Origin of the sequence: Paenibacillus dendritiformis, assembly GCF_015845845.1 — a bacterium.
GTDB classification, from domain to species: domain Bacteria; phylum Bacillota; class Bacilli; order Paenibacillales; family Paenibacillaceae; genus Paenibacillus_B; species Paenibacillus_B dendritiformis_C.
In genome coordinates, this window is the sequence record NZ_LDIG01000187.1 from 1 (window position 1) to 11,063 (window position 11,063).

Here is an 11,063-nt window from a genome sequence, read left to right on the forward strand (position 1 = left end):
CAGTTGATTCGCATCTATGCGGAAAAACCATGGGAAAATTTGATCGCTGCACTCAACCGCAAGCCGACCCGAACATCTAGGGGACGACCAAAGCGAAATGGGAGACGTCCGAAAAAGGCAACGAAGTCGATGAAACCGAAACTGATTGTGAGGTAATGACAAACGAAAAATACTTTTACATATAATGGATAACGCGCAGGGTCTATTTCCAGCTCGACTTTTTTAGACTTAGCGCGGACATTGCAGATGTAAATATATATCATATATTGATGTTAATTGAAATTAGATTATGAACTAACCGCTCGATGCAACGCTAGTGCACCAAATTGTGAGTTACCTGGAATGTCTTAATAAAACTCGACGATGCCGCGCTTCTTCATGAATATAGAGCCGTTGCAGTACAGGGTTCCGTGAATGATGGAACTTGATTTCTTTTAGACAGTGAAAATAATTAAAAATGACAATAACAACCTATAAAATAAGTGATAAATTAATATACCGTCTGCTATGTGCGTAATTATGAACATGAACATTTATGGAAAAGAGGAAATGGATAGTGGAACTAGGTATAAGCACGTTTGTCGAGACAACGCCTGATGTCAACACAGGAATTACGATGAGTCACGCGCAGCGGCTGCGTGAAGTGGTGGAGGAAATTTTACTTGCGGATCAGGTAGGGCTGGATGTGTATGGGATAGGTGAGCATCATCGTCCTGATTTTGCGGCATCCTCTCCTGCAGTCGTATTAGCAGCGGCGGCCGCGATGACGACAAGAATTCGGCTGACCAGCGCAGTAACGATCCTGTCATCTGCCGATCCTGTACGTGTATTTCAAGATTTTGCAACATTGGATGGCCTGTCCAACGGGCGCGCGGAGATTATGGTCGGTCGAGGTTCCTTTCTCGAATCATTCCCGTTGTTCGGTTGCGATCTGAACGATTATGAAGAGCTGTTCGATGAGAAGCTGGAGCTGCTGCTGCAGATTCAGAAGTCGGAGAAGGTAAGCTGGAGCGGAAAACATCGCCCTGCGATTCATAATCTGGGCATATATCCGCGGCCGGTGCAGAATCCTTTGCCGGTGTGGATCGGAAGTGCGGGAAGTCCGGAATCCGCGATCCGGGCAGGAAAAATGGGGCTTCCGTTCGTACTGGCGATCATCGGAGGAGTGAAGCCGCTTGATTATGCATCTCAGGCTGAACTGTACAAAAAAGCGGCGGCTGAGGCGGGCCATGATGTAAGCCGTCTGACGATCGCTTCTCATTCCCACGGTTTTGTGGCGAAGAATCAAAAAGAAGCAATCGAGATGTTCTTCCCGTCTACCTTTGCAAGAACTAACGTGAGAGCTGTTGAAAAAGGAGCGCCACCGTACACGAGAGCGGACTACGACGCGGCCTGCAGCATGGAAGGCGCCCTCTATGTCGGCGACCCGGAAACGGTAGCCCAAAAAATTATAAATCTTCGCAAGCATGTTGGCGTCATCAGATTCATGCTGCATATGCCGCACGGCACAATGCCTCATGAAGAGGTGATGGAGGCGATACGGTTATTCGGAACGGAAGTAGCGCCTCGTGTCAGAGAAGAGGTAGCCGATTGGGAGCAACAACATTGTTGAGCTGAATTCGAAGAGACGCTGCCCGTGTGAGAAGGCAGCGTCTGTTTTTCGATTCTGAACGTTGTTACAATGCGAATTGACAACTGCATCCGCCAATGTTAAGATACATTCGACTAATATCAGGAGGGTTGCAATCCATGTGGTTCACTCTATGCGCTTAAAATAAGTACTCAAAAAGCAGATTTCTCCACTTTTGTGGGCTTTTTTGAGTTGCTTATTTTTGCATTTGTGAACATTGAGCGCGATCCGAATGGTGTTTTTGCTATGCCTTATTTCGCTATGTTCTGATGCTGAATGAAGCAGCTTCAAGCCCGCATGTGTGGACTTGAAGCTGTTTTTTATTTTCAAAAGAAATGATAACCTAATTCGACCGAAGGAGAGCCCAAAAATATGACGATGAGAAGAATAAACTGGTACTTTTTTATATAAAGTTCCTTTCGAAAAGTCGCAGATAAGCCTGCGAATGAAGAAAATAGAGACTGCGATTTTCGAAGGAGGACGATCCATGTTATTGATCAAAGCAGAAAATATGTACGTTGAATATTTGGGGCGCGATGTGCTCGATATCGACCGGCTGGAGTTGTACGATTACGATCGAATTGGTCTCGTTGGCGCGAACGGAGCTGGAAAGAGCACATTGCTCAAAGCGCTGCTGGGCAAAATCCCTTTACAGCAAGGCAAGATAAAGAGGGAAGGGATGTTCGCCTATATTCCCCAGTTGGAGGAGGCTATCATTCAGGATGTGCAGGATTACGCCATCATGGGCAAATTGGGCGTCGACCGGGTGCAAGCCGAGACCATGAGCGGCGGCGAAGAGACGCGGCTAAAGATTGCGCAGGCGCTGTCGGAAGAGGCGCACGGCATTTTTGCCGACGAGCCAACCTGCCATCTGGATCGGGATGGCATCGATTTTCTCGTTAACCGGCTCAAGCATTACACGGGAGCTTTGCTCATCATCAGTCATGATCGCTATTTCCTGGATCAGGTCGTCGATAAGATCTGGGAGCTGAAAGACGGAAGGATTACCGAGTATTGGGGCGGATATACCGATTATTTGGCGCAAAAGGAAGAGGAACGACAAAGCCAGGCTGCCCAATATAAACAATATGTGGCGGAACGGGAGCGGCTGGAGCAGGCGATCGAGGAGAAGAAGAGCCAGGCCCGGAAGCTGGAACAAAGGACAAAAGGAGCGAACAGTAAAAAAAGCACGAATAGCAGCGGCCGTCTCGGTCATCAGAAATCCCAGGGCAGCAAGCAGAAGAAGCTCTATAGTGCTTCCAAAAATATGGAACGGAGAATCGAAGCGCTTGGCGAGGTTGGCCCGCCCGAAGCCCTGCGAAACGTGCAATTTCGGCAGAGCAAAGCGCTGGAATTGCATAATCCATTTCCGATTGTGGGCAAAGATATACGCAAACTGTTCGGAGACAAGGTGATTTTCGACAATATGTCCTTCCAGTTTCCGCTGGGGAGCAAGATCGCGATCACCGGCGCCAACGGAGCCGGAAAAACGACGTTGTTCAACATGATCAGAGAACGCGAGAACGGAATTACGGTATCTCCCAAAGCGGTAATCGGCAGCTTTGTCCAAACCGGCTATAAGTTTGAACGGAATCAGACCGTCATGGCCTTTATGCAGGAAAATTGCGAATACTCGATTTCGGATATTCGAGCGGTACTCGCGTCCATGGGGTTCACACCTCAGGATGTTCGCAAAGAACTAGCTGTACTAAGCGGTGGAGAAATCATCAAGCTCCAGCTAGCCAAATTGTTGCTTGGGCGCTACAATATCCTGCTTATGGACGAACCGAGCAATTTTCTGGATATACCCGCCGTGGAAGCACTGGAGACCATGATGCGAAATTACCTGGGCACCATCGTATTTATATCGCACGATGCGCGTCTGATTGAGAGCGTTGCCGATCAGGTGTACGAAGTAAAGGACGGCCGGCTTGTTCGAATAAAGTGATGAGAAAATAAGGCGATGAGCAGAATAAAGGAGAAAATCACTTGTGCATAGTCAATGGAAAAAGACATTCGTATTGATCTTCAGCGGACAAATCTTTTCAATTTTAACGTCTGCTATGATTCAGTTCTCCATCATCTGGCATTTGACCGCTACAACCGAATCGGCTGCCGTGTTGATGATCGCAGGATTCGCCGGCTTCATGCCGCAAGCGTTACTGGGGCCGTTCGTCGGTGTCTGGCTTGATCGATGGAATCGCAAGGTTACGATGATGGTTGCGGACAGCGTCATTGCGGCTTCCAGTTTGGTTCTGGGCGTTTGGTTCTTATGGGGCGAACCGAGTTTGTGGGTCGTATATGCGATTCTGTTCATTCGGTCGGCAGCCACAGCCTTCCATGCTCCGTCATTCCAGGCCGCGATTCCGCTGATTGCGCCAGAGGAACAACTCACGAGGGTAGCCGGCTGGCATCAGTTGGTGTTCTCCGCATCCAATGTACTCGGACCGGCGCTCGGAATCGCAATTTACTCGGCAAGTTCATTGGGAGCGGTACTGCTCTTGGATGTGGGGGGCGCGCTAATCGCCAACCTGATGCTGCTGCTGGTCAAGATTCATCAACCGAAGCCGGAGGCCGTTCAAGCGCCTTCGTTTCGAAAGGAATTTATTCTCGGCTGGAAAGCGTTCCTTTCTGTGAAGTCGGTTGTCACGGTTACGGTCGCCATGGCTCTCTTTAGCATCGTATTTATGCCTCTTGCCATGCTTTTTCCCTTGGTCACGTTGTCGCACTTTAATCGCGGGGGGTATAGCGCCAGCGTGATTGAGGCGGTGTTCAGCATTGGCATGATCCTTGGCGGCGCATTGTTATCGGTTCTTGCATCTAAATGGAGGGATTCCACGTATATGAGCCTTAGTCTGGGCGCAATTGGGCTTGCCTGCGTCCTGACCGGGGTAATCGGAAGGGAAGCATTCCTTGCGTTTGCCGTCTTGTCTTTCATTATGGGAGCAGCTGCGCCTTTGTTCAATGGTCCGTATATGGCAATGATTCAGAAGTCATATGAACCAAATTAGGACGCGTTCTCTCCTTTGTCACAAGCATTGGGCTGTTGGCCTCCCCGATTGGACTGGCGTTGGCGGGATCGGTCGTTGATCGTTTCGGGATTCAAGTGTGGTTCTTCTGGTCCGGGATTGTCATGGCTTTGATCGGGATATATCTATTTCTTTATAGCACAGATAAAGAACAGCAAAGTCTTGGTCAGTAATCAAAAAGATCGTTTTCTCACCGGTACCCGGCTTTAGTGCAATCGAACAGAGGCAGTCTAAGACCTTATTTTGGGTCCTGGGCTGCCTCCTGTTTTCAAAGAGAACAACCTTCGGATGAACCGATTACATAGATGAAGCTAGTTGATCTTTATTCCACCGACGCTGGTTGTGTTTTGCAACGAAAATTCTGATTTTATTTTGCTAATGGATGTGGTAGACTTTACCTTAAAGGTGCTCCTTTCTTTGGGTGTAGTGTTCTTGGTAAACACCATTCTACCAAAGATTTGAGCCCTTTTTCGTATTTTCAGAGAAAGTCACTTTCGAAATTCAGGATAATGTAAATAACAAGGGAGCTGTCACGGCATGAATGAAGAAAAAATGGAGAGTGCGCTAAGAGAAGCAGAAGCGACGTTAAACATTGAGGGACAGTACCTCACCGAAGAAATGAAAGAGTTGATCCGAAAGAAAGCAAGGGGGGAGATTTCTCGGGAAGAATTCCAAAAAAAAGCCCTTGAAATCGCGTTGAATGAATAAGGGATCGGTGGATTCGAAGTATTGTTACCCCGGGACGAAGGTGCTGAAAAACAGCCAAGGAATCCGTGAATGGGACAAGCTTGTGAAATAAGAAAAATATTGTCACGACGGAACGCCTTATGCAGCTGCAGCAAAAGCCGGTAAACGGCAAGTTGGATATGGCGCATCTACAGAAGATCCATAAACATATTTTCCAAGATGTCTATCCGTTTGCCGGCAAAATTCGTGAAGTGGACATTGCAAAGCCAGGGACTCTTTTCGCGCGCACGATCCATATCCTCGGCCAAGCGGAGGAAATGTTCAATCGGTTGAAGAATGAACATTTCCTTGTTGGCATGAAGGCAGAGCAATTTAGTGCCCGGGCTGCGGACTATATGGCCGACATTAACGCACTTCACCCGTTCCGGCCATGAATCCTCGAGTTGTGAAGCCCGGCGTTTTTTTATCAGGCGATAATTCCGAGCGGCGGGGCGGCTTCAAGAACAAGGGATAACGTGAACGTCAGAATCGTATGATTGAAATAACTGGTCATTATTGGTAACCTGTAATTAATCGACAGAATGAATTACTAGATTAGGGGGACTCACAATAATCGTTGAAGGGATGAGGAGCATGTCGCAACAGCAATTCGCACGGATAAAAGAGCGGCTCGCAGTGCCTGTGATTGCCGCTCCGATGTTTCTGGTATCAAGCCCGGATATGGTCATTGAAGGCTGCAAAGCCGGCATTATCGGATCGTTCCCGCTGCTGAATGCCCGGACGACGGAAATTTTGGATGAATGGATGGAACGGATTACGCGAGAGCTGGCCGCCGCTGGGCAGGAGGAGAAAGCGGAGCCAGTGGCTCCATGGGCCGTCAATCTGATCGTACACCGGACGAACAAGCGCTACGAAGCGGATCTTGAGCTGATCAAGAAGTACCAGCCGCCGATTGTCATTACTTCGCTGGGGAATCCGCAAGCGGTCGTCGATATCGTGCATGCCTATGGCGGGCTTGTGTTTTCTGATGTCATCCATCTGACTCATGCGAGAAAAGCGGCCGCTACGGGGATCGACGGCTTGATTCTCGTGTGCAACGGGGCCGGCGGGCATGCGGGAACGTTGAACCCGCTTGCTTTTCTGAGCGCGGTGCAAGAGTTCTGGAATGGGATTACGATTGTCGCGGGCTGTATTTCCCGCGGGCGGGATATCGTCGCGATGGAGGTGCTCGGCGCCGATATGGTCTATATGGGGACGCGCTTTATCGCTGCGGCCGAGAGCTTTGCAAGCGAGGCGTATCGAAGCATGCTTATGGAATCGAATGCCGAAGATTTGATTTATACGGATGCGTTCAGCGGGGTTCACGGCAATTATCTCGTTCCGAGCATACGCAAGGCAGGGCTTGATCCGAACCAACTGCGGAAGAAGGAGACGATGGACTTCTCTTTTGCGGAAGTGAGTGAAGCCAAAGCCTGGAAAGATATTTGGTCGGCCGGGCAGGGTGTGGGAGCGATCACACGGACGGCGCCGATTGCCGACGTGGTCGCCGAGCTGCAGAAGGAGTACGAGCAAACGTATGCTTCTCTCGTCCCGGGCCGCAAGGGATGATACACTGGCCAGACGATCACTGCTATACAGCCGTACAAGCGAAAAGGGGCGCTCAGCCCCTTTTCTGTCGTTCCGGGCATCCGGCTCATTGGAGGTACAGCTCTTGAAACTCCTCCCTGGTCATGCCGCCATAGACCTCGTCATCCTATTGGCGCCCTACTTCAACAGCCACAGGGCAGGAACATTCGGCGGCTCCACGCCGGCTTGCGATGTATCCGCGCCCCGCGCTTCATACGTACTGCCGTTGTACGTGACAAGCGCGCCGGCCGCGGCAGTCCTATTTCAGGCTTACCCAGACGGTCTTCACTTCGGTATAGTTGTCAAGCGCATAGGAACCCATCTCTCGCCCCAGGCCCGATTGCTTGTAGCCGCCGAACGGAGCGGCCGCATCGAAGACGTTATAGCAGTTCACCCAGACGGTGCCGGCTTGCAGTTTATTCGCCAGATAATGGGCTTGCTTCAGATTTTGCGTCCAGACACCCGCAGCCAGGCCGTAATCGGATTGGTTGGCCTGCTCAATCAAGTCGTCGAGCGTATCATACGGCATCGCAGCCACCACCGGCCCGAAGATCTCTTCGCGGGCGATCGTCATCTTCGGATCGACATGCGCGAAGATCGTCGGCTCGACGAAATAACCCTGTTCGGCAGGCACTTTGCCGCCCGTAACGAGCTCCGCGCCAGCCGCTTTCCCCGCCTCGATATAGCGCTTCACGATGTCATGCTGCTCGGACGACACGAGCGGGCCCATCTCCGTATCCGGATCGAGGCCGCTGCCTACCCGGATCCGCTTGGCCTCCGATGCCAGGTCGGCGACGACATTGTCATACAATTTCTTCTGCACGTAGAGCCGCGAGCCTGCCGAGCACACCTGCCCCTGGTTGAAGGTGATGCCCCGCAGCGCGCCGGGCACCGCCCGGGACAGATCGGCATCCGGGAGAATGATGTTCGGCGATTTGCCGCCGAGTTCAAGCGTTACTTTTTTGACCGTGTCCGCGGCTTCGCGCATGATCGATTTCCCGACCACCGTCGAGCCGGTAAAAGCGATCTTGTCGACTTGCGGGTGCCGGACAAGCGGCGCGCCCGCGGTCTCGCCGAAGCCCGGAATCACGTTGATGACGCCAGGCGGGAACCCTGCTTCCTGGGTGAGCTGAGCCAGGTAGAGGGCGGACAGCGGCGTCTGCTCCGCCGGCTTCAGGACGACGGTGCAGCCGGTGGCAAGGGCGGCGCCGAGCTTCCAGGCCGCCATCAGCAGCGGGAAGTTCCACGGGATGATCTGGCCGACGACCCCGACCGGTTCATGTCTCGTATAGGTTAGGAAGTTGCCTGCCGTAGGAATGGTTTGTCCGACGATTTTGGTGGCCCATCCGGCATAATAACGGAAATGCTCGATCGTGAGCGGAAGATCGGCCGCCTTCGTTTCCCGCAGCGGTTTGCCGTTATCAAGCGTCTCCAGCTCGGCCAGCTCTTGCTTGTTCGCTTCGATAAGATCGGCCAGCTTATAGATGAGACGGCTGCGATCCGCGGCGCTCATGGTGGACCATTTGCCATGATCGAAAGCCTGGCGCGCCGCCTTGACCGCGCGATCCACATCTTCCTCCCGAGCTTCCGCTACGACCGCGAGCACTTGCCCCGTGGCCGGATTGATAGACGAGAAGACGTTGTTCTGGACGGATTCGACCCATTCGCCATTGATGAACAGCTTTTTCGTCCCTTGCAAAAATGCTTCAACCTTCGGACTGATTTGGAACGTTGACAAGCATAATCACTCCTTCGTGAGAATATTCATTGACAATGGTTGCAGGCCCTCACAAGATGTGTATTCTCCAGGTGGACAAATCATGCCCGCTGTGAGTGGGAGAATGCGGGGTGGTTCTTTTTCCCATAGACAAAATCCTTGCGGAATCCGGGATGGTTCAATATAATGGATGAACAACATGATAACTGGATGAAGTATGCGGGAGACAGGATCAAGCCTGGCCGAAGGGGCGAAGCTCTCAGGCGCTTGTTATCGTTCGCGAACGAATAGGATGAAGCAGGACCGTATGCGGACAGGACTCTGGAGAGACTCCATCGCGGAGCACCGAAGGGGCAATACGTGGCAGGACGCGCGTTAAAACTCTCAGGTAAAAGGACAGGGATTGCAGATGTCAGGCATCTTTATGTTGGTATCGTGATTGCATTCACATATCGTTCTTTTTGATGTTCTGCAAAATTGTCCCCGGAGTCAAATCTATTGATTTGACTCTTTTTTAATGTCGTCAGACATTGATTTTAAGATGAAAAGGGGAATTGTAATGCATGAGTTGGAAGTATGGCTGGATCGGGTGGACGAATTCGTATGGGGTCCGCCGCTCCTCATATTATTGGTAGGAACGGGGATCTTCTTGACGATTCGGCTCGGGTTGCTGCAGGTGCTTCGTCTGCCGCTGGCGCTCAAGCTCATCTTTACGGCGAAAAATGAAGGCAAAGGCGATGTCACGAGCTTCGGCGCGCTGGCTACCGCCTTGGCGGCCACGATCGGAACGGGAAATATCGTCGGGGTCGCCACCGCGATTCAGATGGGCGGGCCGGGCGCGCTGTTTTGGATGTGGCTGGCCGCGTTTTTTGGCATGGCGACGAAATATGCGGAAGGCTTGCTGGCCGTCAAATTCCGGAAAATCGACGAGAACGGTCAAGTGTCGGGCGGCCCGATGTATTATATCGAACAAGGCCTGGGCGCGAAGTTCAAGCCGCTCGCGATTTATTTCGCGGTGAGCGGGGTATTGGTGGCCTTGTTAGGCATCGGGACTCTTCCGCAGGTGAACGCTATTGTATCTTCCAGCGAGTCCAGCCTGGGGATTCCCGTGGCGGTAACCGCGGGAGTGGTGACCCTCGCGATTGCTCTGGTGACGATAGGCGGTCTCAAGAGTATCGCCAGGGTGACCACCAAAGTCGTGCCCGCGATGGCTATCATTTATATTGTGGCGTGCTTCATCGTTCTTGCGGCTTTCGCGGACAAGATTCCATCCGCGCTGTCGCTAGTGCTCCATAGCGCATTCAACCCGGCGGCGGCCGGGGGCGGCTTCCTCGGGGCGACCGTCATGCTGGCGATTCGCAGCGGCATCGCAAGAGGGGTGTTTTCGAATGAATCCGGGCTCGGAAGCGCTCCGATCGCAGCGGCGGCGGCCAAGGTGAAATGGCCCGCGGAACAGGGCCTTGTATCGATGACCGGAACGTTCATTGATACGATTATTGTCTGTACGCTGACCGGGCTGACGCTCATTGTGACCGGCACTTGGAACGGGGCGGCGGAAGGCGCGGCGATGACGCAGGCGGCCTTCGATGCCGCGATGCCGTTCGGTTCCATCGTTCTCATGTTATGTCTTATTTTATTTGCTTTTACGACGATTCTGGGGTGGAATTATTACGGCGAGCGCTGCATTGTCTATTTATTCGGCGTGCGGGCGATCTTGCCTTACCGCATCGTGTTCATCCTCATGGTCGCGGCCGGCGCGTTCATCAAGCTGCAGGCGATCTATCTGCTCTCGGATATCGTGAACGGGCTGATGGCGCTGCCGAATCTGGTCGCTCTGTTGGGGTTGTCCGGCGTGGTCGTGGCAGAGACCCGTCTTTATTTGCGGCATATGAAGCAGTGAGGAGCGCAAGCGCAGGCAATGCCGGGAAATAGCAAGATTGGTGGCCGAACTTATTGTTCGGCTTTTTTTGATCTATTGAGGGCGGGGCGGGGGAAGCCAGGAGAAGGTTAAGGCAAGCTGGTCCACATGAAATTGCTGCACAGGCGCAGCATTTTGAGACCAAAGAGGCGAAATTCCGAGAAAATCCTGCAAAACTGCACTAGTGTTGCATCGAGCGGTTAGTTCATACCTGAATCCGTGAAAGGGTTACGAATAAGAGAACCATCACTATCAGTTGTAACGATAGGCGCAGAAAGCAGAGGTGATGACTCGATTCACTTGAAAAAGACATCACGAAACAAAGCTTCCCTTGTGCAAAGCTTGAACGGAAACATAGGTTCGCAATCTATTATCCCGACAAGGTCCCGTAAATGCGCTGGAATGTCTGAAACCATGGACTATGTCTTCCGAAGCGGAGCTTCGTTTGTCTGGCAT

At 52.0% G+C, this 11,063-nt stretch carries 8 protein-coding genes, 1 pseudogene and 1 riboswitch; of the genes and pseudogenes, 7 read left to right on the forward strand and 2 right to left on the reverse strand.

Translation table 11 applies throughout. From position 1 onward, the window contains the following. The first annotated feature begins 556 nt into the window (after window positions 1–556). The 6 genes from ABD76_RS19230 (at window position 557) to ABD76_RS19255 (ending at window position 6,954) form a co-directional block, all read left to right on the forward strand. The gene (locus ABD76_RS19230; RefSeq protein ID WP_197258778.1) at window positions 557–1,612 is read left to right on the forward strand and encodes an Atu2307/SP_0267 family LLM class monooxygenase; all 1,056 of its coding nucleotides are present in this window, start codon (window positions 557–559) and stop codon (window positions 1,610–1,612) included. Between the two features lie 505 nt (window positions 1,613–2,117). Further along, a complete protein-coding gene (locus ABD76_RS19235) occupies window positions 2,118–3,578 on the forward strand; it encodes an Msr family ABC-F type ribosomal protection protein (RefSeq protein WP_197258779.1) in 1,461 nt (486 codons plus the stop codon). A gap of 43 nt (window positions 3,579–3,621) precedes the next feature. After that, entirely contained in the window at window positions 3,622–4,641 is a 1,020-nt protein-coding gene (locus tag ABD76_RS19240; RefSeq protein ID WP_338125152.1) for an MFS transporter, read from the forward strand. Between the two features lie 555 nt (window positions 4,642–5,196). Further along, window positions 5,197–5,367, forward strand: coding sequence for an antitoxin VbhA family protein (locus ABD76_RS19245; protein ID WP_197258780.1), 171 nt, complete (start codon window positions 5,197–5,199; stop codon window positions 5,365–5,367). Window positions 5,368–5,486: 119 nt separating this feature from the next. Then, window positions 5,487–5,780 (forward strand): Fic/DOC family protein, encoded by a 294-nt coding sequence (locus ABD76_RS19250; RefSeq protein ID WP_197258781.1) that lies wholly within the window; start codon window positions 5,487–5,489, stop codon window positions 5,778–5,780. A gap of 199 nt (window positions 5,781–5,979) precedes the next feature. Then, entirely contained in the window at window positions 5,980–6,954 is a 975-nt protein-coding gene (locus ABD76_RS19255; protein ID WP_197258782.1) for an NAD(P)H-dependent flavin oxidoreductase, read from the forward strand. A 156-nt stretch (window positions 6,955–7,110) separates the two neighbouring features. Here the strand turns inward: ABD76_RS19255 and ABD76_RS30455 are convergent. Together ABD76_RS30455 and ABD76_RS19260 are read right to left on the reverse strand one after the other, a co-directional pair. Then, window positions 7,111–7,221 (reverse strand): annotated as a pseudogene (locus tag ABD76_RS30455) (carbohydrate-binding protein); the annotation flags it as partial. A gap of 10 nt (window positions 7,222–7,231) precedes the next feature. Continuing rightward, the gene (locus tag ABD76_RS19260) at window positions 7,232–8,710 is read right to left on the reverse strand and encodes an aldehyde dehydrogenase family protein (RefSeq protein ID WP_197258783.1); all 1,479 of its coding nucleotides are present in this window, start codon (window positions 8,708–8,710) and stop codon (window positions 7,232–7,234) included. Window positions 8,711–9,000: 290 nt separating this feature from the next. Further along, window positions 9,001–9,099, forward strand: a riboswitch (glycine riboswitch). A 149-nt stretch (window positions 9,100–9,248) separates the two neighbouring features. Here ABD76_RS19260 and ABD76_RS19265 point away from each other — a divergent pair. Next, entirely contained in the window at window positions 9,249–10,589 is a 1,341-nt protein-coding gene (locus ABD76_RS19265; RefSeq protein WP_197258784.1) for an alanine/glycine:cation symporter family protein, read from the forward strand. The last annotated feature ends 474 nt before the right edge of the window (window positions 10,590–11,063 follow it).

Bases quoted from the DNA above. Each gene is read 5' to 3' on its own strand.
- ABD76_RS19265 (WP_197258784.1), top strand. From the start codon at position 9,249: ATGCATGAGTTGGAAGTATGGCTGGATCGGGTGGACGAATTCGTATGG.
- ABD76_RS19255 (WP_197258782.1), top strand. From the start codon at position 5,980: ATGTCGCAACAGCAATTCGCACGGATAAAAGAGCGGCTCGCAGTGCCT.
- ABD76_RS19245 (WP_197258780.1), top strand. From the start codon at position 5,197: ATGAATGAAGAAAAAATGGAGAGTGCGCTAAGAGAAGCAGAAGCGACG.
- ABD76_RS19235 (WP_197258779.1), top strand. From the start codon at position 2,118: ATGTTATTGATCAAAGCAGAAAATATGTACGTTGAATATTTGGGGCGC.
- ABD76_RS19250 (WP_197258781.1), top strand. From the start codon at position 5,487: ATGCAGCTGCAGCAAAAGCCGGTAAACGGCAAGTTGGATATGGCGCAT.